This is a genomic window from Salinicola sp. RZ23, from assembly GCF_003206675.1.
Classification (GTDB): Bacteria; Pseudomonadota; Gammaproteobacteria; order Pseudomonadales; family Halomonadaceae; genus Salinicola; species Salinicola endophyticus.
Genome location: NZ_PZJK01000009.1, coordinates 53,460 through 79,541, shown reverse-complemented (window position 1 = coordinate 79,541; position 26,082 = coordinate 53,460). Strand labels below are relative to the sequence as shown.

The 26,082-nt window shown below is 66.6% G+C and carries 22 protein-coding genes; 8 read left to right on the top strand and 14 right to left on the bottom strand.

The window, feature by feature from the left end; all coding sequences use genetic code 11:
- Positions 1 to 4 precede the first annotated feature (4 nt).
- From DOM67_RS09655 to DOM67_RS09640, 4 genes are all read right to left on the bottom strand, one after another.
- The gene (locus DOM67_RS09655) at positions 5 to 1,255 is read right to left on the bottom strand and encodes a sarcosine oxidase subunit beta family protein (protein WP_110675434.1); all 1,251 of its coding nucleotides are present in this window, start codon (positions 1,253 to 1,255) and stop codon (positions 5 to 7) included.
- 268 nt (positions 1,256 to 1,523) lie between these two features.
- Positions 1,524 to 2,114 (bottom strand): DNA-3-methyladenine glycosylase I, encoded by a 591-nt coding sequence (locus DOM67_RS09650; protein ID WP_110675433.1) that lies wholly within the window; start codon positions 2,112 to 2,114, stop codon positions 1,524 to 1,526.
- 140 nt (positions 2,115 to 2,254) lie between these two features.
- Positions 2,255 to 3,448: a formaldehyde dehydrogenase, glutathione-independent gene (gene fdhA / locus DOM67_RS09645; RefSeq protein ID WP_035471891.1), complete on the bottom strand. Its 1,194-nt coding sequence runs from the start codon at positions 3,446 to 3,448 to the stop codon at positions 2,255 to 2,257.
- A 364-nt stretch (positions 3,449 to 3,812) separates the two neighbouring features.
- Positions 3,813 to 4,919, bottom strand: a complete 1,107-nt coding sequence (locus tag DOM67_RS09640; protein WP_110675432.1) for a hybrid-cluster NAD(P)-dependent oxidoreductase — start codon at positions 4,917 to 4,919, stop codon at positions 3,813 to 3,815.
- 358 nt (positions 4,920 to 5,277) lie between these two features.
- On the opposite strand from DOM67_RS09640, the gene DOM67_RS09635 reads away from it, so the two are divergent.
- Positions 5,278 to 6,567, top strand: a complete 1,290-nt coding sequence (locus DOM67_RS09635) for an aromatic ring-hydroxylating dioxygenase subunit alpha (protein ID WP_110675431.1) — start codon at positions 5,278 to 5,280, stop codon at positions 6,565 to 6,567.
- Between the two features lie 164 nt (positions 6,568 to 6,731).
- Here DOM67_RS09635 and DOM67_RS09630 read toward each other — a convergent pair whose 3' ends face one another.
- Complete coding sequence (locus DOM67_RS09630) at positions 6,732 to 8,840, bottom strand: TonB-dependent siderophore receptor (RefSeq protein WP_157958834.1); 2,109 nt, start codon at positions 8,838 to 8,840, stop codon at positions 6,732 to 6,734.
- 360 nt (positions 8,841 to 9,200) lie between these two features.
- Here DOM67_RS09630 and DOM67_RS09625 point away from each other — a divergent pair, with 360 nt between their 5' ends.
- Both DOM67_RS09625 and fhuB read left to right on the top strand, forming a co-directional pair.
- A complete protein-coding gene (locus DOM67_RS09625; RefSeq protein ID WP_157958833.1) occupies positions 9,201 to 10,100 on the top strand; it encodes an ABC transporter substrate-binding protein in 900 nt (299 codons plus the stop codon).
- Complete coding sequence (gene fhuB, locus DOM67_RS09620; protein ID WP_232825198.1) at positions 10,097 to 12,130, top strand: Fe(3+)-hydroxamate ABC transporter permease FhuB; 2,034 nt, start codon at positions 10,097 to 10,099, stop codon at positions 12,128 to 12,130. Before DOM67_RS09625 ends, fhuB begins: the two co-directional genes overlap by 4 nt.
- A gap of 51 nt (positions 12,131 to 12,181) precedes the next feature.
- Here the strand turns inward: fhuB and DOM67_RS09615 are convergent, their stop codons facing one another.
- The gene (locus DOM67_RS09615) at positions 12,182 to 12,427 is read right to left on the bottom strand and encodes a hypothetical protein (RefSeq protein ID WP_110675428.1); all 246 of its coding nucleotides are present in this window, start codon (positions 12,425 to 12,427) and stop codon (positions 12,182 to 12,184) included.
- A gap of 216 nt (positions 12,428 to 12,643) precedes the next feature.
- Here DOM67_RS09615 and DOM67_RS09610 point away from each other — a divergent pair, with 216 nt between their 5' ends.
- Positions 12,644 to 13,279, top strand: coding sequence for a transglutaminase-like cysteine peptidase (locus DOM67_RS09610; RefSeq protein WP_110675427.1), 636 nt, complete (start codon positions 12,644 to 12,646; stop codon positions 13,277 to 13,279).
- A gap of 37 nt (positions 13,280 to 13,316) precedes the next feature.
- Here DOM67_RS09610 and DOM67_RS09605 read toward each other — a convergent pair whose 3' ends face one another.
- The 6 genes from DOM67_RS09605 to DOM67_RS09580 form a co-directional block, all read right to left on the bottom strand.
- The gene (locus tag DOM67_RS09605) at positions 13,317 to 14,183 is read right to left on the bottom strand and encodes an electron transfer flavoprotein subunit beta (RefSeq protein WP_110675426.1); all 867 of its coding nucleotides are present in this window, start codon (positions 14,181 to 14,183) and stop codon (positions 13,317 to 13,319) included.
- Positions 14,170 to 15,468 carry an FAD-binding protein gene (locus DOM67_RS09600; protein WP_110675425.1) on the bottom strand — a complete coding sequence of 433 codons (1,299 nt, stop codon included), beginning with the start codon at positions 15,466 to 15,468 and terminating at the stop codon, positions 14,170 to 14,172. The genes DOM67_RS09605 and DOM67_RS09600 overlap by 14 nt, the downstream gene beginning before the upstream one ends.
- Entirely contained in the window at positions 15,465 to 17,447 is a 1,983-nt protein-coding gene (locus DOM67_RS09595) for a (Fe-S)-binding protein (RefSeq protein WP_110675424.1), read from the bottom strand. Before DOM67_RS09595 ends, DOM67_RS09600 begins: the two co-directional genes overlap by 4 nt.
- A gap of 207 nt (positions 17,448 to 17,654) precedes the next feature.
- A complete protein-coding gene (gene dgcA / locus DOM67_RS09590; protein ID WP_110675423.1) occupies positions 17,655 to 19,724 on the bottom strand; it encodes a dimethylglycine demethylation protein DgcA in 2,070 nt (689 codons plus the stop codon).
- Positions 19,725 to 19,843: 119 nt separating this feature from the next.
- The gene (locus tag DOM67_RS09585; protein ID WP_110675422.1) at positions 19,844 to 20,374 is read right to left on the bottom strand and encodes a DUF5943 domain-containing protein; all 531 of its coding nucleotides are present in this window, start codon (positions 20,372 to 20,374) and stop codon (positions 19,844 to 19,846) included.
- 224 nt (positions 20,375 to 20,598) lie between these two features.
- Complete coding sequence (locus DOM67_RS09580) at positions 20,599 to 21,576, bottom strand: dipeptidase (protein WP_110675421.1); 978 nt, start codon at positions 21,574 to 21,576, stop codon at positions 20,599 to 20,601.
- A 413-nt stretch (positions 21,577 to 21,989) separates the two neighbouring features.
- Between DOM67_RS09580 and DOM67_RS09575 the strand changes: the two genes are divergently transcribed.
- The 4 genes from DOM67_RS09575 (at position 21,990) to DOM67_RS09560 (ending at position 24,476) form a co-directional block, all read left to right on the top strand.
- Positions 21,990 to 22,523 (top strand): XRE family transcriptional regulator, encoded by a 534-nt coding sequence (locus DOM67_RS09575; RefSeq protein ID WP_110675420.1) that lies wholly within the window; start codon positions 21,990 to 21,992, stop codon positions 22,521 to 22,523.
- A complete protein-coding gene (locus tag DOM67_RS09570; protein WP_110675419.1) occupies positions 22,516 to 23,244 on the top strand; it encodes an AzlC family ABC transporter permease in 729 nt (242 codons plus the stop codon). Before DOM67_RS09575 ends, DOM67_RS09570 begins: the two co-directional genes overlap by 8 nt.
- Entirely contained in the window at positions 23,241 to 23,588 is a 348-nt protein-coding gene (locus DOM67_RS09565) for an AzlD domain-containing protein (RefSeq protein WP_106418273.1), read from the top strand. The genes DOM67_RS09570 and DOM67_RS09565 overlap by 4 nt, the downstream gene beginning before the upstream one ends.
- A gap of 123 nt (positions 23,589 to 23,711) precedes the next feature.
- A complete protein-coding gene (locus tag DOM67_RS09560) occupies positions 23,712 to 24,476 on the top strand; it encodes a substrate binding domain-containing protein (RefSeq protein ID WP_157958832.1) in 765 nt (254 codons plus the stop codon).
- On the opposite strand, the gene DOM67_RS20215 is transcribed toward DOM67_RS09560, so the two are convergent.
- On the bottom strand, positions 24,469 to 25,137 hold the full coding sequence (locus tag DOM67_RS20215; RefSeq protein WP_110675417.1) for an OmpA family protein: 669 nt from the start codon (positions 25,135 to 25,137) through the stop codon (positions 24,469 to 24,471). The two genes, DOM67_RS09560 and DOM67_RS20215, sit on opposite strands and share 8 nt — an antisense overlap.
- 4 nt (positions 25,138 to 25,141) lie before the next feature.
- A complete protein-coding gene (locus DOM67_RS09550; protein ID WP_110675416.1) occupies positions 25,142 to 25,966 on the bottom strand; it encodes a MotA/TolQ/ExbB proton channel family protein in 825 nt (274 codons plus the stop codon).
- Positions 25,967 to 26,082 lie beyond the last annotated feature (116 nt).

Sequence of the window (26,082 nt, the reverse complement as noted above, 5' to 3'; positions counted from 1 at the left end):
CTCCTCAGTGCGCCACGCCAGCGGCGCCGTGTTCATCGATCAAGGCGCCGGTATTGAACCGGTCGATGGAGAACGGCGCCGCGATGGGGTGCATTTCCCCTTTTGCCAAACTGGCTGCGAAAACGTGTCCGGAGCCGGGGGTGGCCTTGAAGCCGCCGGTGCCCCAGCCGCAGTTGAAATAGAGTCCCTTGACCTGGGTCTTGGACAGGATCGGGCAGGCGTCGGGGCAGGTATCGACGATGCCGCCCCACTGCCGGTTCATGCGTACCCGCGAGAACATCGGGAACATCTCAACGATCGCCTGCAGGGTGTGCTCGATGGTGGGGAAACTGCCGCGCTGCCCGTAACCGAGATAGCCGTCGATCCCCGCGCCGATCACCAGATCGCCCTTGTCGGACTGGCTGACATAGCCGTGCACGTGGTTGGACATGGTGACGGTGTTGAGAATCGGCTTGAGCGGCTCGGAGACCAGCGCCTGCAGCGGATGCGACTCCAGCGGCAGCTTGATCCCGGCCATCTTGGCCAGCACGCCGGAGTTGCCCGCGGCCACACAGCCCACGGTATGCGCTTCGATATCACCACGGTTGGTATGCACGCCGTAGATCTGGCCATCGCGGATCTTGAAGCCGGTCACCTCGGTGTTCTGCAGCAGATCGACACCCAGGGCGTCGGCGCCGCGGGCGAAGCCCCAGGCCACCGCGTCGTGACGCGCGACCCCGGCACTCTTCTGCCACGACGCGCCCATGATCGGATAACGCGCGTTCTTGGAGGTGTCCAGCGCCGGCTCGATCTCCTTGATCTGCTCGGGGGTCACCACTTCGCTGTCGATGCCGTTGAGGCGGTTGGCGTTGACCCGACGCTGCACGTCACGCATGTCCTGCAGGGTGTGCGCCAGGTTGAGCACACCGCGCTGAGAGAACATCACGTTGTAGTTGAGATCCTGCGACAGCCCCTTCCACAGATCGAGGGAGTGGTTATAGAGCTGCGCCGCTTCGTCCCACAGATAGTTGGAGCGCACGATGGTGGTATTGCGCGCGGTATTGCCGCCGCCCAGCCAGCCCTTCTCGATCACCGCCACATTGGTGACGCCGAACTCCTTGGCGAGGTAGTAGGCCGTCGCCAGACCGTGGCCGCCACCGCCGACGATGATCACGTCGTAGCGCTTCTTGGGGGTGGGGTTACGCCAGTGGCGCTCCCAGTTCTCGTGATGACTGAGCGCGTGCTTGACCAGGCTGAAACCGGAATAACGTTGCATGGGGACCCTCTCTACGTCGCTCGTCGCCTTGGCGACACGCGGTCGGCGTGCGGTGATTTTCCGCGATGGTATCGCCCGCCCGGGGGGGCATGATGCTCTGCCACGTCACGCTAGAGTGCGTTTGCGACATGGCCTGGTGATTTGCGACAGCGGGGGGTCGAGAAGCGTGCGTGGGGATGGATGACGGCGAGGCTGAAAGCAGCAGAAACGCCGCCTTGAAGGGCGGCGTGTCGGTGATATCACGTCAAAAAGCGATCTACGCAGTGGTTCAGCCCATTGCGGCCACCGGCTTGCGGCGATGGCAATCCTCGGCATGGTCGTTGACCATACCCACGGCCTGCATCCAGGCGTAGACGATCACCGGCCCGACGAACTTGAAGCCGCGTTTTTTGAGCGCCTTGGAGATATCGACAGAGAGCGGCGTCTGGGTGGGCACCGAACCGTCGCTGCCGATAGAGTCCTGGATCGGACGGCCACCGACCATACCCCACAGGAAATCGGCGAAATCCTCGCCGTTGTCACGCATGGCGAGATACGCCCGCGCGTTGCCGATGGTCGCCTCGATCTTGGATCGCGAGCGGACGATGCCGGCATTGCCCATCAGGCGTTCGATATCGGCCTCGTCGTAGCGGGCGATGCGCTCGGGGTCGAACCCCTCGAACGCCTCGCGGAAGGCGTCACGCTTCTTGAGGATGGTGAGCCAGGAGAGACCGGCCTGAAAGCCATCGAGGATCAGCTTCTCCCAGAGGGCGCGGCTATCGTACTCGGGGACGCCCCACTCGGCATCGTGGTAGGCGGCATTGAGCGGGTGGGTCTGCGCCCAGGCACAGCGCGGCAGGTCGGGGTCGGGTACGGTCATGCTCGGTTCTCTTCAGCGGACGGCGGTCGTCCCCGATTCTGCCGCCCCGGGTGGCCAAAACCAAACGCAAAACGGCCGGAAGCGCCCGCAGGCGCTTCCGGCACGTCACACAAACACCCGGGTATCGGGCGGGGTCGGGATCAGCCGAGGGTCCCGTGGGGGTCGATCACGAACTTCTTGGCCGCCCCGCCATCGAAGGCCGCATAGCCCTTGGGCGCATCGTCCAGGGAGATGGTCTGGACGTTGACCGCCTTGCCGATATGGACCCGCTCATGCAGGATCGCCTGCATCAGTTGACGCTGATAGCGCATCGCCGGGGTCTGCCCGGTGTGGAACGACATCGCCTTGGCCCAGCCCAGCCCGAACTTCATCGAGATGTTGCCGTGCTTGGCATCTTCGCTCTCGGCGCCGGGGTCCTCGGTCACGTAGAGACCCGGGATACCCACGGCACCGCCGGCCTGGGTGATCTCCATGGTCGCGTTGAGCACCGTCGCCGGCTGCTCATGGGCGTGGTTGTGGCCATGGCAGTTGGCTTCGAAGCCGACCGCGTCGACCGCGCAATCCACCTCCGGCACACCGAGCACCGACTCGATCAGATCGGACATGCTGGCGTCCTGCTTGAGATCGAGGCCCTCACAGCCGAAGCTGCGCGCCTGTTCGAGGCGCTGATCGTTCATGTCGCCGACGATCACGCAGGCCGCGCCCAACAGCTGTGCCGAGACCGCCGCCGCCAGGCCCACCGGACCCGCGCCGGCGATATAGACGGTCGAGCCCGGCTTGACGCCGGCAGTGACGCAGCCGTGGAAGCCGGTGGGGAAGATGTCGGAGAGCATGGTCAGATCGAGGATCTTCTCCAGCGCCTGCTCCTTGTCCGGGAACACCAGCAGCTGGAAGTCCGCGTAGGGCACCATCACGTACTCGGCCTGCCCGCCGACCCAGCCGCCCATGTCGACATAGCCGTAGGCGCCGCCGGCACGATCGCCGTTGACGTTGAGACAGATATGGGTGTCGCCACGCTTGCAGTTGCGGCAGCGCCCGCAGGCGACGTTGAAGGGTACCGAGACGACATCGCCGACCTTGATGAACTCGACGTCACGCCCGCACTCGACCACCTCGCCGGTGATCTCGTGACCCAGCACCAACCCTTCCGGCGCAGTGGTACGGCCGCGAACCATGTGCTGGTCGCTGCCGCAGATATTGGTGGTCAGAACCTTGAGGATGACACCGTGCTGGCACTGACGGCTGCCCAGTGCGAGTTCCGGGAACGCGATGTTCTCGACGGCGACTTTACCGGGGCCGCGATAGACGACGCCGCGATTGGCGGGTGAAGACATGACGTGAACTCCTGTGGCTGGTCTCTGGCTGCCCTCGCGTCCACCCGTCTGGCGGGGCGGATCCGGAACGACAGACCAGAGTCAGCGTAAGAGCCCCTGCCCCGGGGGAGATGTCTCGTTGCGCCACCGGGTGACGCAACGACGACAGGGAGGCATGTCCAAAGGTCTTAGGCATTGCACGAAAACGGCCTTCGCCCGCCGGCTTTTCGGACACAGCCCAGGCATGACATGAGACGCCGCCCGGGAGGGCCGGCGTCCGGAACCGGCCGCGCAGCCATGGCGAGGCCGGTGCCCGGTTCTCGCGAGCAGAACTCGCGCCTGCAGGCGACCTGACCCGGCCGCGTGGCCGGGGCAGGAGCGGCACTCAGTAGTCGATCACCACCTTGCCCTTGGGCTTGGAGCAGCAGGAGAGAATGTAACCTTCGGCTTCGTCCTCCTCGGTGATCCCGCCGTTGTGCTCCATCTCCACCTCGCCTTCGAGCTTCATCACCCGGCAGGTGCCGCAGATGCCCATACCGCACGCCTTGGGAATGTGCAGCCCCAGCTTGGCAGCGGCGGCGTGGATGGTCTCGTTGTCGCTGATGCGAATGCTCTTGCCGCTGCTGGCGAACTCCACCGGGGTCAGATCGGCGACATCGACCTCTTCCGCCGCCGCCTCGGCCTGCTCGGCCAGCTCGATGACATCCTCCTGGACACCCAGCGGCGTGGCGCCGAAGGACTCCTGGTGGTAGTGGGCCATGTCGAAGCCATCTTCCAGCAGCACCTGACGCACCGCCTGCATGAACGGCGCCGGGCCGCAGCAGAAGATTTCGCGTTCGAGATAGTCCGGCGCCATCAGGCTCAGCATCTGGCGCGACAGATAGCCACGGAAACCGGCCCAGGCCTGGCTCAGCTCGTCGCTGCGCTCGCACACGATGTGCAGGCGGAACTCCGGCAGCCGCGAGAACATGTGCACCAGCTCACGGTGGTAGATGATGTCGTTGGGCGCCTGCGAGCAGTGCACGAACTCCAGATCCACCGCGGCATTGGTGTCGAAGAACCAGCGCGTCATCGACATCAGCGGGGTGATGCCGACCCCGCCGGAGAGCAGCAGCACCTTCTCCGCCGGGTGATCGATGACGTTGAAGTCGCCCACCGGACCGTGCACGACCATCTCGTCGCCGGCGCTGAGGTTGTCGTGCAGCCAGTTGGAGACCTGCCCGCCCGGCAAGCGCTTGACCGTGATCGAGAAGCTGTAGGGGATCGAGGGCGAACTTGAGATGGTGTAGGAACGCATCACCGGCTTGCCCGCGATTTCCAGCTCCAGGGTGACGAACTGCCCCGGCTTGAAGAAGAACATTACCGGCTGATCGGCCATGAAACAGAAAGTCTTGACGTTCCAAGTCTCTTGGATGACTTTGACGCAGCGCACCTGGTGGCGGCCGTTGGTCCAGGTCTGAGTTGTGACCGGATTGAAAAATTGCATCGTCATGGCACTCGATCAGGGGAAGCGGCCACAGCGCCCACTTCCGGTGGGTTACCTCATGGCCGGATTCTGAGCACGCCGGCCAGGTACGACTTTCCCGTCAACGACATGGGCATGCCAGCCACCCCCACCCTGAGCACTCTTTCGTCGATTTGGCCGCTCCGCCGAGCCCGAGTGAAAACGCCGGCGGTCGCCCTGGTATCGACGAATGTCGCGGCTGGACAACTTCCAAGCTATCGCCTGAGCGACACTCCGCCGAACGGATCGAATCGCTACTGCCTAGCCGCGCGCCGCCACACCCAGGTCGATCCCGCCGATGGGCTCGGGAAAGACCCACAATATATTGTTTGATGAGGATGCGACCATGTCACCACTTCCACGCGACAGCCTGGATGACGCTCTCAGCGCGACCCGCAAGGCCGTGGCGGATATGCTGGAACAGCGTAACCCGACCTATTCACTGCCCCAACCCTTCTACAACGACCCGCGGCTGTTCCAGGTCGATATGGAAGAGATCTTCGAGAAGCAGTGGCTGTTCGCCGGCATGAGCTGCGAGATTCCCGCCAAGGGCAACTACTTCAAGCTCGAAGTGGGCAGCAACTCGATCATCGTGCTGCGCGGTGCCGAGAACAAGATTCACGCCTTCCACAACGTCTGTCGCCACCGCGGCTCGCGCCTGTGTCTCAAGGACAAGGGCAAGGTGGCCAAGCTGGTCTGCCCCTACCACCAGTGGACCTACGAACTCGACGGCCGCCTGCTGTTCGCCGGCAGCGACATGGGCGACGACTTCGACATGAGCGCCTTCGGCCTCAAGCCGGTGGCGGTGAAGAGCGCCGGCGGATTCGTGTTCATCAACCTGAGCGAGAACCCCGAGCCGATCGACGACTTCCTGGTCTCGCTCGAGCACTACCTCTCGCCCTACGAGATGGACAACGTCAAGGTCGCGGTGGAGTCCAACATCGTCGAGCGCTGCAACTGGAAGCTGGTGATCGAGAACAATCGCGAGTGCTACCACTGCAGCGGTGCGCACCCGGAGCTGCTCAACTCGCTGATCGAGTTCGATGACACCGACGACCCGCGCTCCACCGGCGAGTACCGCGATCTGGTCGCGCGCAAGCAGGCCGACTGGACCGCCTGCGAGGTGCCCTGGCAGCTGGCGCGCTTCGGCAAGCGCAACCGCCTGACGCGCACGCCGCTGCTCGACGGTATCGTCTCGATGACCATGGATGGCAAGCCCGGCTGCAACAAGCTGATGGGGAACATCCCCAACCCCGACATGGGCTCGCTGCGCATCCTGCACCTGCCCAACTCGTGGAACCACTTCATGGGCGACCACGCGGTGGTCTTCCGTGTCCTGCCGCTGGGCCCGCAGGAGACCCTGGTCACCACCAAGTGGCTGGTGCACAAGGACGCCGTGGAAGGCGTCGACTACGACCCGGCGCGCCTGCGCCAGGTGTGGGATGCCACCAACGATCAGGATCGCCGCCTGGCGGAAGAGAACCAGCTCGGCATCAACTCGCTGGCCTATCAGCCCGGCCCCTACTCGCAGACCTACGAGTTCGGCGTCATCGACTTCGTCAACTGGTACAGCGAAACCATGCGAGAGAACCTGGGCGTGGAAGCCTCGGCCCCGCTGCAGGTGGCATCTCAGTAACTCCGTGGCGCTCAGTGCGTGACTTACTGACGCCAGACTCATGAAGCCAGACCCATGAAAAAGGCGCCTCCCTCGGGAGGCGCCTTTTTTGCTGATGGTCATGACATCCACGAGCTCGGGTTGGCAAGAACCATCGCCGAGCCTAGGCAGTTTTCGTACAGAGCCTAGAACTCCACCGTTGCCGACAGCTTGAACGTCCGCGGTTCGCCCTGGATCAGGTAACCGGCAAAGGCCGTGGAGGCGCCAGCCCAGTAATCCTCGTCGGTGACGTTGTCGACACCGGCACGCCATACCCAGTTCGCACCACCGATCGGCGTGGTATAGCGCACGCCCAAGTCGAGCCGCGTCCACGGGTCCAGTTCGAGATCGTTCCCGGCATCGGCATACTGCGTCCCGGTATGAATGACACGCCCGGTCGCGGTGAGGCGATCGACATGCGGGATATCCCATTCGCTGCCCAGGACGACACGGTACTCGGGCACGCCGGTCGCATGGTTGCCTTCGGTGCCGTCCTGGGTCTTGGTCAGCTCGGCATCGATCCAGGTCGCGCTGCTGAACAGACGCAGACCCTCCAGGGGTTCACCGTAGAGGCTGAGCTCGACACCGCGGTTGCGCTGCTCGTTATCCAGCCCCCCAACACCATCGACGACGGCTGCCGTCGGTAGCTTGATCTGAAACAGGCTGATACCGCCGCCGATGTTGCCATAATCGAACTTGCTCCCCACTTCATACTGCTTGGCGTGGGCGATGCCCAGGTACTGGCCATAGTTCGAGGCGCTGGTATCGGTGACGGTGCCACCATCCTGCAGCGCTTCGACATAGTTGGCGTAGAGCGACACGTTGGACGTCGCCTTGAAGACGACACCCACCGCGGGCGTCACTCGGCGATCGGCATAGCGATCATTGCCACCCGCGTTGGGGCGCTCGTCGACTTCCAGCTCCTGATAGCGGGCACCCAGGGTCAGCAAGACCCGATCATTCAGGAAGCCCAGCGTATCGCTCAGGGTGACACCTTGAGAGCGGGTGCGCGTCACGCTGCCACCCACAAAAGAAGGGTCGCCTGCTGGCCGTGACAGATCCCGGGGGTCGTAGATATTGGTCGTGCCCGCCGCCAGTGAACTCCAGTCGGTATCGAACTTGCGGTAGGCACTGGAGTAGGCGAGCGTCACGTCGTGGCTCACCGGCCCGGTGACCACATAGCCACGGATCCCCGCCTGACTGGCGAAGTTGTCGATATGATTAGCGGTCTCGAAATCGTTGACGCTGGCGTTGCCGTTGTCATCGGTCAGGCTCGGATTCGCCGAGACGATATGTTCGATCGTGCGGTTGCCGCCGAGCGCCGCAAAAGCGGTCCAGTCGTCGTTCAGATCATACTCACCCCGCACCATGCCGAAATGGGTCTCGAGCGCGGAGCCACCGAAGGCAGGCGTGTAGTTCGAGGAGGCATCCGGGACCGAGGGCACTTTTGTCGCCGCCCCGGTGTAGAGGCTGGACCGGGCTCCCTCCAGCGTCGATTTCTGGTGACCGACATCGAACAGCACGCGTCCACGCTCGCCACGATAGTCGAGGCCGACGACGACCGAGGTATCGCGCTGGCTCTCGTCATCGATGGCGGTATCGCCACGACCTCGGACAGCACTGACCCGCGCGCCCCACTGTTTCTGGTCACCGAAGCGCCGGCTCGCATCGACACCCACCTCTCCATAGCTGTCGGAACGATAGCCGCTGGAGAGCTTGAGCATCGGCTCATTACCGGCGTGCTTGGGTTCGATGTTGACGGTGCCACCGATACCGCCATTGCCACCGATGGGAATACCGGAGGTGAAAGCACTGGCTCCCTTGAACACCTCGATGCGTTCGGCAATATCGCTGTTGATGAGCTGGCGGGGTAGCACGCCGTAGAGGCCACCGTAAGCCACATCGTCGCCGGTCAGGTTGAAGCCGCGAATCTTGAACGCTTCACCGTAGATGCCATAACCCTGCCCCACGCTGACAGAAGCGTCGTTTTGCAGCGTATCGCCCAGGGTCTGAGACTGCTGATTCTCGATCAATTTGCTGGTGTAACTGGTGACGCTGAACGGGATGTCCATGGCATCCTTTTCACCCAGCAGGCCGACACGCCCGCCGGCGGCGATCTGGCCACCGGCAAAAGCCGGCGGCGGCGTGTCGCCATAGGTCGGTACCGTACTGGTGACGGTCACGGTGTCGAGGGACTGGTTTGCACCGGTCGAGCTCTGCGCCCAGGCCGGCGCGGCCAAGGGTGTGCTCCCCATGGCAACGATCGTCAGCACAAGACGAGCCTGAAGCCGGCTCGCCGAAGAAGAGTTCCCTGATGACATGATCTAGACCCATTGTTTTAAGGATGTGGCGCCTGGCACGAGCCGCTCACAGAGCGCCCGAATCGAACGTATGCACCACGTCGGGCCCATTCTAGCCAGCTTTCCCAGGGATGAAAATGCGAATACTTCTTATAAGTACTTACTGACGCTATCAGCAAGGCGATTGATAACGATTGTCATTCGATCTACCATCACTCGCGGTCGCCAGCCCCGGCAGGCGGCCCGTCAACCGCCCATGCCGCCACGCGAGGCCGGGCATCGCACGCTCGACCCCCGCTGTCAGGAACCGTCACGTTGCCGCGAGCTCGCCCTTCACGCCCAGCCGTCGTCACCCGAATCGCGCTGCTGGTGGGCGTGTGGCTGCTGCTGACGGCATCCACCCAGGCCGCCGCCACGCCGCGGATCGCCGCCGCCAACTGGTCCTCCGCCGAGACGCTGATCGCACTCGGCATCGTCCCCTATGCGGTGGCGGACATCGCCAACTATCGCAAGTGGGTCAGAGTTCCGGCGATACCGACAGAGACGATCGACATGGGCCTGCGCAATCAGCCCAATCTCGAACTCCTGGCCCAGCGCCCGCCGGATCTGCTGCTGACCAGTGCCCTGTTCGTGCGCGACAGCGCACGTCTTGCGCGGCTGATGCCGGTGGAGATCGTGGACAACTTCTATACCGGCAAGGATTACTTCGCCGGCACCTGCGCCATGACCCGCCACATCGGCCAGCTGGTGGGCCGGGAGGCGGCGGCCGAGGCGTTGATCACACGCACCGAAGCGCAGCTCGCGGCGGCGGCCAACGCGCTCGCCGATAGCCCCCGGCCGGTCTACGTGGTGCAGTTCAGCGATGCCCAGCACGTGCGCGTCTTCGGCGCCGGCGGCATGGTCGGCACCCTGTTCGAGCGCACCCCGCTCATCAATGCCTGGCAGGGGCCGACCAATGGCTGGGGCTTCGCCAGCGTGCCGATCACCCGCCTGGCCGAGCACCCCGAGGCGCGCATCGTGGTGATCAAGCCCTACCCGCGCAACGTCGCGGCCGAACTCGCCGACAACCGGGTCTGGCAACTGCTGCCCGCGGTGCGTGCTGGCCGCGTCAGCGAGATCGAGCCGGTGTGGACCTTCGGCGGCCTGTCGTCGCTATCGCGCCTGATCCACGAACTGGTGGCGGCACTGCACCCCGCGGCGCCGGAGCAACCATGAGCAAACCCTCCCTTCAGCGCCCGCCCCCGCACCGCGCCCTGCTGCGTCGCTCGCCCCTGGGGCTGGTCGCGGCCATGGCCGCGCTCGCCGCGGTGCTTGGCTATCTCACCCTGGCGTCACAGTTCGGCGATCTCGCCGGCCACTGGTGGCAGGCGGCGGTCGCCCCGGATGATGTAGATATCCGCCAGGTGGTGCTCCACTACACCTTCCTGCCACGCCTGTGCGTGGCGCTGCTGAGCGGTGCCGCACTGGCGCTGGCCGGCTGCCTGATGCAGCAGGTGCTGCGCAACCCGCTCGCCTCGCCGGCCACCCTGGGGGTGACCAGCGGCGCCCAACTGGCGCTGGTGATCGCCACCCTGTGGGGGCCGAGCTGGCTGCTGGCGGGACGCGAGTGGATCGCCCTGGGCGGCGGTCTGCTGGCCACTCTGGTGGTGCTGGCGCTCTCCTGGCGCCGACGGTTGGCACCGATGGTGGTAGTGCTCTCCGGCATGGTGGTGAGCCTCTACATCAGCGCCCTCAACAGCGCGCTGCTGCTGTTCCATCAGGAGAGCCTCGCCGGGCTGTTCATCTGGGGTTCGGGATCGCTGTCCCAGAACAACTGGGAGGACACCCGCTTCCTGCTCGCGCGCCTGCTGATCGCGCTGGGGCTGGCGTTCATCCTGCTGCGTCCGCTGGCGCTGCTCGATCTCGAGGAGGAGGGTGCCAAGAGCCTGGGGATCTCGCTGCGCAACCTGCGCATCGCCGGACTCGGGCTGGGCATCTTCATCACCGCCTGCGTGGTCAGCGCGGTAGGCCTGATCGGCTTCGTCGGGCTCGCCGCGCCGGCCATCGCGCGCCTGGCCGGGGCCCGCACTCTGGGCCAGCGGCTGGGCTGGTCGATGGCGATCGGCGCCCTGCTGCTGCTGCTGACCGATCTGGTGGTGCAGCAGCTCTCGCCGCTGACCGCCTCGCTGCTGCCCACCGGGGCGATGACCGCGGCCTTCGGTGCGCCCCTGCTGCTGTGGCTGCTGCCCCGGCTCAAGCTGGCCGGCACACGCCCCCAGCCGAGCGCCGGGCTGACCCTGCCGCAGCACGCCGACCCGCACCGCAGGCTATGGCTGCTGGGCCTGCTGGCCGTGGTCGCCGTGGTGTTGGCGCTGGGCTTCGGCTTCAGCCTCGATGCCCAGGGCGCCCACCCGGCCTGGATGGGCTGGGACCAGCTCGACCTGGTGATCGACTGGCGCCTGCCACGGGTCGTCACCGCCGCCGCCGCCGGGCTGCTGCTGGCCGCCGCCGGCACCCTGCTGCAGCGCATGACCGGCAACCCCATGGCGAGCCCGGAAGTGCTGGGGATCAGCGCCGGGGTAGCCATCGGTGTCATCGCGCTGATGCTGCTGCCGCTGGGGATCGCGCCGCTGAGCGGTGGGGTCACCGGCTTTGCCGGCGCCGTGGCCGCCCTGCTGCTGCTGGTGGCGTGCAACCGGCGCAGCGGCTTCGTGCCGGAGCGGCTGCTGCTGACCGGGATCGCGATCACCGCTCTGCTCGACGCCCTGCGCGCCATCGTGCTCTCGAGCAACGACCCGCGGGCCCAGGAGCTGCTGGCGTGGCTGGGTGGCTCGACCTACTACGCCAGTCTCACCTCGGCGAGCGTGATCGCCATGGTGGCGCTGACGCTGTTCGCAATCACCCTGCCGCTGAGTCGCTGGCTGACGCTACTGCCACTCGGCGCACCCACGGCCAGGGCGCTGGGGGTGGACGTGGATCGTAGCCGGCTGGTGCTGCTGGCACTGGTGGCGCTGCTCACCGTCGCCGCCACTCTGGTGGTGGGGCCGCTCTCCTTCATCGGCCTGCTGGCACCGCACATGGCACGCCTGATGGGCCTGCATCGGGCCCGCCATCAGCTGCTCGGGGCCGGGCTGCTGGGTATCGTGGTGATGGTGCTGGCCGACTGGCTGGGGCGTAATCTGTTCTTCCCCTACCAGCTGCCGGCGGGGCTGATCGCGGCCCTGATCGGGGGGATGTATTTTATGTGGGGGTTACGCAAGATTTGAGCGGCCGCAGTGCCCGGCACGGGCACTGCGGGGAGGGAAGATCCCGTCTCTTCAGTGCCCGTCGAAGGCGGGCAGCAGGTGCTGATCGATGGCGGCTTTGACCGACGGCAGCAGCATGTCGCTCTGCTCGGTCATCTCGCGGATCGCCGCCGGCAGTTCGGGCACGCGTCCGGCCCGGTAGCAGCCCGCGGCCAGGCGGGCACAGGTCTCCGGACAGGCGGCCTCGGGCACGTGTACGCCCAGCGCGACCAGCCGCTGGCGGAAATCCTCGCCGTCGACGAGATTGACTATCATCATGCAATACCTCCTCGGGTCTGATCGGACTCAGGCCATGCCGACCTCGGACATCCTTCGGCGGCAGGCCAGCGGCTCGCCGCCGCCGCGCTGATCGCTATTTACCGCACTATTGATGGCTTATTGCACTATTTACTGCACTCGACCGCGACGGGTCGATACGCGTATCGTCTGACTGTCGCTCCCGGGACAGTCGACGTCCGCCACGGAAATCTCCGCATGCTCTCATCCGCCGCCAAGGCCCCGCTGCACCGGCGACCAACCGCCCTGCTCCTGCTTCTGCTGGGCAGCGCGATCGCCCCGGCGGCCAGCGCCGGCAGCTTCACCTACTGGGACGACCCCAGCGCCTCGGCGGTGACCCTCACCCGCGCTCAGTTCGTCGCCAAGGCCAAGCGTCTGCAAGGCAGAGAACGGCTGGTCTACGTCAATCGAGTGGTCAACAATGCCGCCCGCCAGCAGGTCGAGAAGGTGGATACCTGGAAGGGCTTCGACCGCCTGGTGAGCGACGGCTACGGCGACTGCGAGGACTTCGCCATCGCCAAGTATCAGATCCTGCTCCAGGCGGGCACGCCGACGTCACGCCTGGATTTCCTCGCCGCCGACGACACCCTCACCCCGACCTATCACGCGGTGCTGCGCTACCGCCAGGACGACGGCAGCCATTTGATCCTCGACAATCTGACGCTGATGATGCTGCCGGAGTCGAAGCGCACCGACCTGAAACCGCTGGTGACCTTCGACCGGACCCACGCCGCCTACTTCCACGACGGCGCCTTCAAGCCGGTGGCGCCGAGCCGCATCGTGCTCGGCGGACAGCCGCTCTCGGAGAGAATGCCGAAGCTGCTCGACTACTGAGGCAGGCGCCGCTGGCGACACCCGCGGCTGGCCGGATTCAGGCGGATGGCTGGCCCTCCTCCCCGGGCTGTACCGCCGGCAGCACCTTTTCGGCGCGCAGATAGTCGATCAGCTTCTGCGCTGCCTCGTCCGACGAGAGATCGGTGAGCACCTGCCCCCCGGAAGCCGCCGACTTGGCCGCCGCCGCCTTGAAGCGGTCGCGGGCGTTGGTGGACTTGACCACCTTGAGGCGCTTGGGCCGCGCCCGCGCCGGCTGCCACTGCCACGCCGCCTGCAGCGTATCGGGCTCGGCCGTGACATTCGTCACCGCCTCTACCCGCCCGCGTCGGGAGGGGCCGAAAGCGCTCTGGCGCGGCATCGGTGCCACACCGTCGACACACAGCAGACACGGCAGGCGCACTTCTAGCCGCCGCCGCTGCCCTTGGGGCAGCGCCTGCAGCACGGTGATGCGATCGCCCTCGCAGTGCTCGATCGCGGCAACCCCGGTGGCCACCGCCCAGCCCAGCCGCTCCGCCAGCAGATAGGGCAGCAGGCCCGAGCCCTCACCGCACTCGGCGCGCTGCCCGGTCAGCACCAAGTTGGCGCCATAGGCCTCGAGCCAGGTCGCCAGCAGCGGCACGGCGTCGTCGCCGGCGGCCATCGGCAGCAGCGAGAGCTCACCGGGCCCACCGGCCCCGTCCAGGCCGTGGAACATGCCCAGATACTCCGGCAGCGCCGCATCCTCGGCATCGCCGGCGTGGGCCAGATGCAGCGAAGCCCCCGCCAGCGCCAGCCCCATCTCCACCGCGCGGGCGTCCTCCCGCGCCCGTCCGGCGCGTCCGGAGACCGGGTGGCGACCGCTGGAGACCAGCGCCACGACCCTGGCCTCGCCGGCAGCGTTTCGACTGCGCTCAGGCTGCGTCATGTCGCACCTCCTCGTGCCGGCTGTCGCCGCTCTCGGGTCGGGGTTGGCCCAGTTGGGCGCAGACCGCCGCCAGCACCGCGTCACCATCGCCGATGATGGCGAAATCGGCGCGCTTGACCATGTCGCAGCTCGGGTCGCTGTTGATCGCGACCACGCGCTGACACTTGGTGATGCCCTGCAGGTGCTGCACCGCGCCGGAGATGCCCACCGCGACATAGCAGCTCGCGCTGACGAAGGTGCCGGTGGCCCCGACCTGGCGCGAGCGCGGCATGTAGCCGTCATCGACGGCCACCCGCGAGGCGCCCTCGCTGGCACCCAGCACCCGGGCGGCGTGGTGGTAGCCATCCCAGTCGCTGACGCCGCGGCCGGCGGAGAGAATGAAGGGCGCCTGGGCCAGCGGAATCTGCTGCGGATCCACCGCGACCCGGCCGAGATCGGCGACACCCGCCGCCCGCTCGTCGCTGGCCGACAGCTCATGATCCAGCGCATCGAGATCCAGCAGCGTCGCCGCGTGAAGGGTCTCGCTGACCGGCTCGGCGCACTCCGGCAGCGCCAGCAGCACACGCGCCACCTCGCGCTGGATGTCCTGACGGTCACCGGCCCGGGAGAGGGTCTGGCCATCGGCGAACTGCCACACCCGGGTCGCCGCCCGCGCCGCGGCATCGCCAGCGAGCGCCAGCCGCGCGGCCAGGCGCCGGCCGAGATCGCCACCGCCGGGGAAGTCGTCGGCAAAGATCCAGTGCGCCGGGGCGAGCGCGGCTTCCATCGCCGCGAGTGCCGCCAGACGCGCCTCAGGCGCATAGCTGTCGGCCTCGACCCGGGAGGAGAGGTCGACCCGGCGGTCGGCGCCGGCCTCCTCGAGTCCGGCGACCTCGGTCTGGAAGGTGATCGCGACGACAGCCACCCCGGCCTCGGCACCGCCGCGGGCTTCGGCCAGCTGGCGCGCCAGCCCGAACAGGTCGCGGTCGTGATCGCTCAGGCGCCCTTCCGGCAGCTCCGGCACCACCGCGACATACGCCTGCGGCGCCTCGAGGCGGACCTGACGCCGGCTCGGCTCGGCGCTGGCCTGGGGGCCAGCCGACGCCGCAGCCTCGACGCTGGCCCCGCTGCGGTCGATGCGCTTGATGCCGTTGGGGCCGATCGCCCCCAGGGCGTGGGGATTGATCCGGGTCACCCCGTCGCCGCTGGTCCAGCGCCACGCCGGACGTACGAACTCATGATGGCGCGGGTGCAGCCGATTGCGCCGGGCGCGTTCGGCGTGCGGGTCGAGTCGTCTGACACTCATGCCGGCACCTCCTCAGGGGCTTCGGTACTGGTACGCGCAATCGGCGCCGCGGACGGCTCCACCAGCGCGGCGGCGACCAGCTCGGCGAGATCCTTGACCTGGGGCCGCGGCTCGACCACGCCCTCGAGCATCGCGGTGCACTGGGGGCAGGCCACGGCGACGGTGGTCGCCCCGGTCTCACGCACATCCTCCATGCGCATGTCGGGAATACGCGCCTTGCCGGGCACGTCGGAGAGCGCGGCACCGCCGCCGCCGCCACAGCAGCGCGAGCGGTAACCGGAGCGCTCCATCTCGGCGACCTCGACGCCGAGCGCGGCGAGCACCTGACGTGGCGCGGCGAACTCCCCGTTGTAGCGGCCCAGATAGCAAGGGTCGTGATAGGTCACCGTCTCGCCGGGCTCGGCGGCCTTGACGCTGAGCCGGCCGGCGTCGAACAGCTCGGCGATGAAGGTCGAGTGGTGCTTGACCACGTAGTCGCCGCCGAAGGCGCCGTACTCGCGCCCCAGCACGTGGAAGCTGTGCGGGTCGGCGGTGACGATGCGCTGGAAGCGATAGCGCGACAGGGTGGCGATATTGCGCTCGGCGAGGCGCTGGAAGGTGGCCTCGTCGCCCAGGCGTCGGGCGACGTCGCCGCTGTCGCGCTCTTCGTCACCCAGCACGGCGAAGTCCACACCACCAGCGCGCAGGATCTTGACCAGGGCGCGCAGGGTGCGCTGGTTGCGCATGTCGAAGGCGCCGTCACCCAACCACAGCAGGACGTCGACCCCTTCCGGACGCTGCTGGATGCGCGGAATATCGAGATCCGCCGCCCAGTCCAGACGCGAGGCGTTGTCGAGCCCGCCAGGGTTGTCGGTGGCGATCAGGTTGTCGATCGCCGCGGCGCCCTTCTCCGGGGTCTCGCCCCGTTCCAGAGTGATGAAGCGGCGCATGTCGACGATGGCATCGACGTGCTCGATCATCATCGGGCACTCCTCGACACAGGCGCGGCAGGTGGTGCACGCCCACAGGGTCTGCGCCTCCACCAGTTGCGGCACGATGGCATCAGAGGGGCCGCCATGGTGCTTGCCGACCTCGATGCCGGGATAGCCGGAACCGGCGTAGCGGGCATCGCTGCCGCCGGCCATGCCCACGACCATGTCCTGGATCAGCTTCTTGGGATTGAGCGGCTGGCCGGCGGCGTAGGCCGGGCAGACGTTCTGGCAGCGTCCGCACTGGACGCAGGCATCGAAGCCCAGCAGCTGCTCCCATTGGAAATCGGCGGGCTTCTCCACGCCGAGCGTCTTCGCCGTGAGATCGAGCGGGAAGAGCGCGGTGGAGCGGCTGCCGCGATGGACATCGTGCGCCACGTCGCGGTGCTGGTCATCGAACCGCTCGGGGCGGCGGTGGAAGGCCAGATGGAAGGAGCCGGCGAAGGCGTGCTTCATCGGTCCGCCCCAGCCCATGCCGATCAGCATCTCGGCCAGCCCCCAGGCCACCAGGGCCAGCAGGATCAGGGCCAGCACGCCGCCACCCAGCAGGGTCGGCGCCACGCCCACCAGCGGCAGGCTGACCAGGAACATGCCCACCGAGTAGGCGAGCAGGCTTTTCGACAGCCGCTGCCAGGGGCCCTTGGAGAGCTTGGCCGGCGGATCGATGCGCCGCCGATTGACCGCCAGGGCGCCGATGAACATGCACAGGCTCGCCGCCAGCAGCAGCCCGCCGAGAATCGGGTTGTGCCAGCCGAAGCCGTGGACCACCAACGCCAGCGCCATGGCGGCGACGAAGCCCCCGGCGGTGGCCACGTGGGTATGCGCGATCGCCTTGTCGCGGGCGACCACATGGTGCAGGTCATTGAGATAGCGCTTGGGCATCAGCACGAGCCGATGCCACCGCATCGGCGTGCGCCGCCCCTGGCGCCACAGCCGGATGCGGCGCACCGCGCCCGCCGCACCCACCGCCAGCGCGGCAAAGATCAGAATGGGGAGTAGCGTCTGCAGCATCGGACTTCTCCGAAAAAGTCACTGACGTCAGCCATATCGACACGCTCTGTCATGAGAGCCCTGGCTCTCGCCGTCGGCTCGCGGAACGATGACGAGCGACGACGAGACCAGGCGAATGCCGAGGAGCCAGCGGAGTGGACGTGTTTGTCCATGAGCATGGCGACGAGGGATTCAACGCCGTCTCGTCGAGCGCAGTCCGTTCCTGCCTCAGAAGTGCATGCACAGCCGCAAGGCGTCGTATATCGCCGCATGCGTATTCCGCTGCGCCACACAGTCACCGATCCGGAACAGCGCGAAGTCACCGCTCTCGGCCAGGGTCGGCTGGGGCGCGATCGCGTAGAGCGCCTCCAGATCCACCTGTCCGTGGTTGCGCGAGCGCGACTTGAGCGCGTAGTAGAGCGACTCGTCCGGGCGCACCCCGTTCTCGATCACCACCTGGTCGACCACCCGCTCCTCGTGCTCGCCGGTGTACTCGTTCTCGAACAGCGCCACCAGCTTGTCACCTTCGCGATAGACCTTGTGCAGCCCCAGGTCGCCGGTCATCACCACCGACTGCTGATAGAGGCTGCGGTAGTAGGTCGGGAAGGTGGTGCCGCCGATCGCCACGCCAGGCTTGGTGTCATCGGTGACGATCTCCACCGTGGCGCCCTTGCTGGCGAGATAGTCGGCGGTGGACATGCCGCTGAACTCGCACATGGTGTCGTAGACCAGCACGTTCTTGCCCGGCTCGACCTTGCCGCCGAGGATGTCCCAGCTGCTGACCACCAGACTCTCGTCAGAATTGTCCGAGTAGCCCCACTCCGGCACCTGTTCGAGGAACGGATGGCCGCCGTTGGCCAGCACCACCAGATCGGGCTGCAGGTCGCGCACCACCGAATCGTCGGCGCGGGTCTCGAGCTGGACATCGACACCGAGGCGGGCCAGTTCCATCTCGTACCAGCGCGTGATGCCGGCGATCTGGTCGCGCTGCGGGGCGCGTGCCGCGAGGGTGATCTGGCCGCCGAGCTGGGGCTCGGCTTCGATCAGGGTCACATCATGGCCGCGCTCGGCGCTGACCCGCGCCGCCTCCATGCCGCCGGGGCCGCCGCCGACCACCACCACGCGGCGCTTGGGTCCGCTGCTCTTCTCGATGATGTGCGGCAGGCCCATGTACTCGCGCGAGGTCGCCGCGTTCTGGATGCAGAGCACGTCGAGCCCCTGGTACTGGCGGTCGATGCAGTAGTTGGCGCCCACACACTGGCGGATCTGGTCGGTCTGGCCATCCTTGATCTTGGCGATGATGTGGGGATCGGCGATATGAGCCCGGGTCATCCCCACCAGATCGACGTAGCCGCCCTCGAGAATGCGCTCGGCCTGGGTCGGGTCCTTGATGTTCTGGGCGTGGATGACCGGTACCGAGACCACCTCCTTGATACCCGCAGCCAGATGCAGAAACGGCTCCGGCGGGTAGGACATGTTGGGGATGACGTTGGCCAGGGTATCGTGGGTATCGCAGCCGGAGCCGATCACGCCGAAGAAGTCGACCATGCCGGTGGCATCGTAGTAGGCGGCGATCTGCTTCATGTCGTCATGCGACAGACCATCGGGATGGAACTCGTCGCCGCAGATACGCATGCCGACGCAGAAGTCGTCGCCGACTTCGGCACGCACCGCCTTGAGCACTTCCATGCCGAAGCGCATGCGGTTCTCGAAGCTGCCGCCCCACTGGTCGGTGCGCTTGTTGACCCGCGGGCTCCAGAACTGATCGATCAAATGCTGGTGCACCGCGGAGAGCTCGCAGCCGTCCAGCCCACCCTCCTTGACCCGCCGCGCGCCCTGGGCGAAGTCACTGATGATGCGCCAGATCTCCTCCTCCTCGATGGTCTTGCAGGTGGCGCGGTGAACCGGCTCACGCAGCCCGGAGGGCGACACCAGGGTCGACCAGTTGTGGCCGTCCCAGCGCGAACGCCGACCCATGTGGGTGATCTGGATCATGATCTTGCCGCCATGCTTGTGCACGGCATCGGCGAGATTCTGGAAATGCGGAATGATGCGGTCGGTGGAGACGTTGACCGAGCTCCACCACTGCTGCGGGCTATCGATGGAGACCGGCGAGGAGCCGCCGCAGATGCAGAGCCCACAGCCACCTTTCGACTTCTCTTCGTAATACTTGACGTAGCGATCGGTGGTCATGCCACCGTCGGTGGCATAGACCTCGGCGTGGGCGGTACTGACCACACGGTTGCGGATCGTCAGCTTGCCGATCTGAATCGGCTTGAATAGCGCTTCATGGGCCATGGCCGGTCATCTCCTCGAACTCGCACTGCCCCTGGGTCAGGTGCGGCCGCCACGAGTTCTTCAGTACACGGAATTGCTTGAATTATTGGTATCTATCGCGAGGCGTATCGGTGCCGCCGTCAGCGCGGCGTGACGTCGAAGTAACCGACCTCGCAGCCCGCCTCGGCACCGCTCTGGGTCTGCTCGGCACGGGTCCGCAGGCTGCTGCCGCGGGCCTCGAGGATCTGGTCCATGGCACCGGCGAACCAGCCGGTGAACATGTACTCTTCCTTCTTCCCGGTCTTGCCCAGCTGATAGACGAAGCAGGAGTGCTCCAGGCGCACCCTGGCCGTGCCGGCGTCGAGATCGATCGCTTCGGTGATGAACAGCCCCCAGCCGCGCTGCGACAGCCGCTTCATGTAGTGCTCGAAGACCGCCACGCCCTCGAGACCGTGCAGCTCGGCTTCCTTCTCGCACCAGTGCCAGGCGGACTTGTAGCCGGCGTCGTAGAGAATCTTGGCGTAGGCCTCGACCCCCAGCGCCTCTTCGATGGCGACATGGTTGTTGATGAAGAAGTGACGCGGCACGTAGAGCATCGGCAGCGCATCGGTGGTCCAGACACCGGTGTCGCTATCGACGTTGATCGGCAGTTCGGGAGCCATCTGGGTCATATCGATTACCTCTGAAGTTGTTCTTGAGCGGCGCTTCCAGCCGCAGGCTAAGCGCAGAATGATGGCTTGGGGCCTCCAGCCGACTCCGCGGGCCTTGCGGAGCCGTCATGAGCGAAGCGGGCGGTAGGCGCGGATTGGGGAGCCAGCGGAGTGAACGTGTTTGTTCATGAGCATGGCGACCCAATTCGCAACAACGCGCCCGCGAGCGTAATAGGCTCGGTGGCTCACTCGCCCCAGACGTCGCGCAACGTCCGCACCCAGTTCTCCCCCATGATCTTGCGCACCACCGGCTCGGACAGGCCGTGGTCCAGCAGCGCCTGGGTCAGGTTGGGGAACTCGCCGATGGTGCGGATGCCCTTGGGATTGATGATCTCGCCGAAGCGGGTCAGACGGCGGGCGTAGCCCTTGTCGTGGGTCAGCCACTCGAAGAAGGCTTCGTCCTGGCCCTGGGTGAAGTCGGTACCGATGCCGATGGCATCCTCGCCGACGATGTTCATGATGTAGACGATCGCTTCGACGTAATCCTCGACGGTGGCGTTGACGCCGGCCTTGAGGAAGGGCGTGAACATGGTCACCCCGACGAAACCGCCGTGGTCGGCGATGAACTTGAGCTCCTCGTCGGACTTGTTGCGCGGGTGCTCCTTGAGACCGCTGGGCAGGCAGTGGGAGTAGCAGACCGGCTTGCTCGACTCGAGGATGATCTCCTCCGAGGTCTTCGAGCCGACGTGGGAGAGATCGCACATCATGCCGACCCGGTTCATCTCCGCGATCACCTCGCGGCCGTAGCCGGAGAGGCCACCGTCGCGCTCGTAGCAGCCGGTACCGACCAGGTTCTGGGTGTTGTAGCAGAGCTGGGTGATGCCCACGCCGAGCTTCTTGAAGATCTCGATGTAGCCCAGCTTGTCTTCGAAGGCGTAAGCGTTCTGGAAACCGAGGATGATGCCGGTCTTGCCCTCTTCCTTGGCCCGGGCGATGTCGCGGGTGGTGTGCACCGGGCGCACCAGCTCGGCGTTGTCGCGCATCAGCTGGTTGACGGCGACGATGTTGTCGACGGTGGACTCGAAATCCTCCCAGACCGACACCGTGCAGTTGGCCGCGGTCAGGCCGCCCTTGCGCATGTCCTCGAACAGGGCGCGGTCCCATTTGGCAATGATCAGGCCGTCGATGATGATGGCATCGTCGTGCACGGATGACGTCGACATGCGGAAATCCTCCTCGGTTGCGCGCTCCCGGTTTGGCATCACGATGATGAAGCGGCGAGAGCGACTGTTCCGCGCAGCATATCCCTGCGCCCTGCCCGCTCGCCGACCGAAAGCGAATCCGAGTGTTCCGATTGCGTCACGCCGAACGTTCTCTCCACGACGCCCCGACGCGCCACCCCACCGCCCCTTCCGCGATCCGCAGAGGATACCCGCCGCTGCCATGCTCGGCCGCGGCGCCGCCAGCCCGCGGCCACAGCGCTATTGACGCCTGAGCGTTCCTTTTGTAGAACGTTCTTTAAATAGAACAACCCTGTGTGACGCCATTCCGATCGCGACACTCGCTGCCGGCACGCCGCCCGCCACATCGCTCGATCCGACGTCCCTCACCACGACACCCTCAGGAGACCGCCGCCATGGACGCCGCCTCGCGCCACATCCTCGGCCAGCATCTGCAGACGCTGCGCCAGTCCCACGGGCTGTCGCTATCGCAGCTGGCGGCCCAGGCCAAGGTCGCCAAATCGAACCTGTCGCGGCTGGAACAGGGCGACGGCAACCCTACCCTCGACACCCTGTGGCGACTGGCGCGCCAGCTCGGCGTGCCCTTCGGCACCCTGGTCGCCCCCCTCGCCGCCGCCGTCGACGATGCCGGCGCCAGCGTGCAGCTGATCATGCAGAGCCGCAGCGGCGTGCCGGTGGATGCCTACCTGATGCGCCTCGCCCCGCGCCACCGGCGCGAAGCCGAGGCACATACCGCCGGCACCCGCGAGACGGTGCAACTGATCGAGGGCAGCCTGACGGTGGGGCCGCCGGAAGAGAGCCGCCAGCTCGACGTCGGCGAGCTCTACACCTTCGACAGCGACCGTCCCCACGCCTATCTCAGCGGCGACAGCGGTGCCGCGCTGCTGGTCACCATCGTCTATCTCCCGGAGCCGGCCGCCCATGTCTGATCACGACCTAGCCCCATCCACCGCCCCTGCCTGGCTGGGGGGCGTGCGCGACTCGCTGCCACTGCTGAGTGGCTATATCCCGGTCGCTGTCTCATTCGGGCTGGTCGCCACCCAGGCCGGCTTCAGCAGCCTGGAGACGCTGGCGATCTCGGGGCTGATCTACGCCGGCGCCTCGCAGTTCGTGTTCGTGGGCATGGTGGCCGGCGGCGCGCCGCTGTGGCTTGCGGTGGCCATGACCCTGCTGATCAACCTGCGCCACGTCGTCTATGCGCCCAACCTCGCCCCCTGGCTACCGCCGAGCCGCTGGTGGCCCTGGCTGATGCATGGCTTGACCGATCAGGTCTTCGCCCTGGCCCACGCCCGCCTGCCTCAGCTCGCCGAGCGCCAGCGGGTCGGCTGGTTCTGCGGCGCGGCGCTGCTCGCCTGGCTGAGCTGGATCGCCGGCTCGCTGCTCGGTGCCATCGCCGGGGAGTGGCTGATGGCGCAGTGGCCGCTGCTCGGCGAGGTGATGCCCTTCGCCCTGCCCGCACTCTTCCTGGTGCTGGTGGTGCCGCGCTTCACCTCACCGCGCTGGGCGCTGGCGCTGTGTGTCTGCATCGCCGCAGCGCTGGCCTTCACCCTGGGCGGTCTGGCCAACGTCGGTATCCCGCTGGCGGCAGCCCTCGGCGGTCTCTGCTTCTTCACACTGCGGGCCCCGCGCCTGCCGGGAGCTCATCGATGAGTGTCGAACTCTGGATCGCCCTGCTCGCCGGCGCCCTCGGCACCTACCTCATCCGGCTGCTGCCGCTGCTCTGGATGCAGCGCCGACTGCGCCACTCCCGCGAGCGTGCGGGCACGGAGTCGATGCCGGCATGGCTCGGCGTGCTCGGGCCGATGATGATTGCCGCCGTGCTGGGGGTGTCGCTGGTGCCGAGGGTGCCTGACGCCACGGGCTGGATCGCCACGCTCGTCGGGCTCGCCGCCACACTGCTGACCTGGCGGCGAACCCGATCACTGGGCCTGCCGGTGATCGTCGGTGTCGCCACCTTCGGCGTGATGACCCTGGTCAGACCGATGCTCGGTTGAACGTCGACTGGCCAGCGGCAGACGCTGAACGGCTGCCCCAACGAAGGCGTCACTGCCCTACCGTGCTCAGTCACCGGGGCGCGCCAGCTCGCCCAGTTCGAGAGCGAACTCGCCCAGCCGCTGGTGCTGCGTAACACACGTCACCTGCGCCTGACGCCGGATGGCCGCCGCCTGCACGAGCGCGCGCATCATCTGATCGCCGCCCTGGAGGAGCTTTCGCATGAGCTGGACGGCCGCGACGACACCTTGAGCGGCAAGGTGACCGTGGCGATCCCCTCCGAGTTCGCGGTGCGCTGGCTCAGCGACTGCGTGGCGGAATTCGTGGCAGCGCATCCCGGCATCCATCTCGACTGCATCACCAGCATGGCACCGCTGGATCCGGTCAAACGCGAGGTCGATGTCTCGATCAGCTACCACCGGGGCAGGCTCGCCGACAGCGCCATGGTGGTGCGCTCGCTGGTGACGATGGAGAGCGTCGTGGTCGCCGCACCGCGCGTGATCGCCGAGCATGGACGTCCCAGCTCGGTGCGGGAGCTCTCCGCACTACCCTGTCTGTCGACGCTGACCGCCCTGGAAGCGAACCCATGGCACTTCATCGACGACTCGGGCCGTCCGATCTCGCTCAAGGTCCCTGCCCGCTATCGCGTCGACAGCAGCACCCTGCTGATCGCGGGGGCCAGGGCGGGCATCGGTTTTGCGATCATCCCGCGCCATTTCTGCCAGGCCTGGATCGATGCCGGCGAGCTGGTGCCGCTCGACCTCGATCTCGCCCCGGCGCCGCTGGAGGTGATCGCCATTCACCCTGACCGCCACGGCATCACCGCCCGCGCCCGCGCCTTCGTCGACCTGATTCAGTCGCGCCTGCGCCACGAAACGGGGCTCATCTAGCCGCAGCCGAGCCGGCGACCGGCCGGTGCAACAGGATATCGACGCGGCGGTTGGCGGCGCGGCCCGCCGCCGTGGCATTGTCAGCGGTCGGACGGGTAGCACCGTAGCCGATCGCCCGCAGGCGGGTATCCGCGATCCCCCTCGCGGCCAGATAGCGCACCACGGCGATCGCCCGCGCAGCGGAGAGATCCCAGTTGGAGGGGAAGCGCGGCGTCGAGATCGGCACGTCGTCGGTATGTCCTTCCACCGATATCTCGCCCTCGAAAGCCTCGAGATCAGCGACCAGGCTGGCGAGCACCTCACGTCCTCCCGCGGTCAGCGTCGCCCTGCCGCTGGGGAACAGCAGGTCGTCGTCGATCCGCAGCGTGATCCCCTGCTGCCCCTTCATCACGTGTACACCCGGTATCTTGATCCCCGCCAGCCGAGGGTCGAGACCGTCGTTGAGCGGCTTCAGGCCCGACGGGGACGAGACACTGGCCGTGGTGTTCGTGCCCCCGGCCTGGGTGGCCTGCGACTCCCCCCGGGGGATGAGCGACAGCAGCAGCACGAACAGCGTCAGCAGCAGCGTGAGCACATCCAGGTAACTCGTCAGCCAGCCCTCGTCCTCCGCGCCTGCCGCGACCGGCGGCGTCAGCAGGTTCTGCATCTCTCGCTGGTGCATGGGGCTACTCCTCCGAGGTGGCGGATGGCGTCGCCGCAGCGTGACGTGGCTTGACGTTGGGGTCGCGGATCTCATCGCGGTAGTTGACGACGAAGGAGTTCAGCGTCTCTTCGATGAACGACGGCAGCCGTCGCTTGCTCATCAGCGAGATCCCCTCCATCACCATGTGCATGGTGATCAAGCGCTCTTCAGTGCGCCGTTCGAGCTTGACGGCGATCGGCTTGAACACCAGGTTGGCGAGCAGAATGCCGTAGAAGGTGGTCAGCAGCGCCACCGCCATGCGCGGCCCGATGATATCCAGACTCCCCGCATCGACCACCCCCAGCATATTCACCAGCCCCACCAGCGTACCGATCATGCCGAAGGCCGGCGCGTAGGTCGCCATGGTACGAAAGATCTGCGCATCGGCCTGCTCCCGGGCCTTGAGCCGCGTGATGCGCCACTGCAACACGTCGAAGATCTCCTCCTCCTTGGTATTGGCGATGAGCAGCTGCACCCCGGAACGCAGGAATGGATTGCGCACGTATTCGAGCTCGCCCTCCACCGCTCTGACGTCGCCTTTGGTCCAGAGCCGCGACAGCGCCACCAGCTCGTCGATATCGTCGCGGACGAAACTGTCCTCGCGCTTGAACACCACGCCGACCAGACGCACGACGCGAACGACCTCCTTGAGCGGGTAACTGATGAAGGTCGCCGCCAGGGTCCCGGTGACGACCAGCGCCAACCCCGGCAGATTGATGAAACTGTCCGGGGATTCGGCCGTGAAGAACAGCACGCAGACCAGAAGCAGTACGCTGGCGAAGATGCCTATCAGCGTCGAGGGATTCATCGGGGACTCCTTTGCGGGAAACGGCTTGCCAACAACAACGGCCGATTCGCGACAAATTTGAGCACCCTAAATATTCTTAGGCTAACAAATACGCCACAGGCCCCGGCTGGCGTGAG

Excerpts from the sequence above, each read along its gene's own strand:
- DOM67_RS09655 (WP_110675434.1), bottom strand. The coding sequence starts at position 1,255 with ATGCAACGTTATTCCGGTTTCAGCCTGGTCAAGCACGCGCTCAGTCAT.
- DOM67_RS09650 (WP_110675433.1), bottom strand. The coding sequence starts at position 2,114 with ATGACCGTACCCGACCCCGACCTGCCGCGCTGTGCCTGGGCGCAGACC.
- fdhA (WP_035471891.1), bottom strand. The coding sequence starts at position 3,448 with ATGTCTTCACCCGCCAATCGCGGCGTCGTCTATCGCGGCCCCGGTAAA.
- DOM67_RS09640 (WP_110675432.1), bottom strand. The coding sequence starts at position 4,919 with ATGACGATGCAATTTTTCAATCCGGTCACAACTCAGACCTGGACCAAC.
- DOM67_RS09635 (WP_110675431.1), top strand. The coding sequence starts at position 5,278 with ATGTCACCACTTCCACGCGACAGCCTGGATGACGCTCTCAGCGCGACC.
- DOM67_RS09630 (WP_157958834.1), bottom strand. The coding sequence starts at position 8,840 with ATGGGGAGCACACCCTTGGCCGCGCCGGCCTGGGCGCAGAGCTCGACC.
- fhuB (WP_232825198.1), top strand. The coding sequence starts at position 10,097 with ATGAGCAAACCCTCCCTTCAGCGCCCGCCCCCGCACCGCGCCCTGCTG.
- DOM67_RS09615 (WP_110675428.1), bottom strand. The coding sequence starts at position 12,427 with ATGATGATAGTCAATCTCGTCGACGGCGAGGATTTCCGCCAGCGGCTG.
- DOM67_RS09610 (WP_110675427.1), top strand. The coding sequence starts at position 12,644 with ATGCTCTCATCCGCCGCCAAGGCCCCGCTGCACCGGCGACCAACCGCC.
- DOM67_RS09605 (WP_110675426.1), bottom strand. The coding sequence starts at position 14,183 with ATGACGCAGCCTGAGCGCAGTCGAAACGCTGCCGGCGAGGCCAGGGTC.
- DOM67_RS09600 (WP_110675425.1), bottom strand. The coding sequence starts at position 15,468 with ATGAGTGTCAGACGACTCGACCCGCACGCCGAACGCGCCCGGCGCAAT.
- DOM67_RS09595 (WP_110675424.1), bottom strand. The coding sequence starts at position 17,447 with ATGCTGCAGACGCTACTCCCCATTCTGATCTTTGCCGCGCTGGCGGTG.
- dgcA (WP_110675423.1), bottom strand. The coding sequence starts at position 19,724 with ATGGCCCATGAAGCGCTATTCAAGCCGATTCAGATCGGCAAGCTGACG.
- DOM67_RS09585 (WP_110675422.1), bottom strand. The coding sequence starts at position 20,374 with ATGACCCAGATGGCTCCCGAACTGCCGATCAACGTCGATAGCGACACC.
- DOM67_RS09580 (WP_110675421.1), bottom strand. The coding sequence starts at position 21,576 with ATGTCGACGTCATCCGTGCACGACGATGCCATCATCATCGACGGCCTG.
- DOM67_RS09575 (WP_110675420.1), top strand. The coding sequence starts at position 21,990 with ATGGACGCCGCCTCGCGCCACATCCTCGGCCAGCATCTGCAGACGCTG.
- DOM67_RS09570 (WP_110675419.1), top strand. The coding sequence starts at position 22,516 with ATGTCTGATCACGACCTAGCCCCATCCACCGCCCCTGCCTGGCTGGGG.
- DOM67_RS09565 (WP_106418273.1), top strand. The coding sequence starts at position 23,241 with ATGAGTGTCGAACTCTGGATCGCCCTGCTCGCCGGCGCCCTCGGCACC.
- DOM67_RS20215 (WP_110675417.1), bottom strand. The coding sequence starts at position 25,137 with ATGCACCAGCGAGAGATGCAGAACCTGCTGACGCCGCCGGTCGCGGCA.
- DOM67_RS09550 (WP_110675416.1), bottom strand. The coding sequence starts at position 25,966 with ATGAATCCCTCGACGCTGATAGGCATCTTCGCCAGCGTACTGCTTCTG.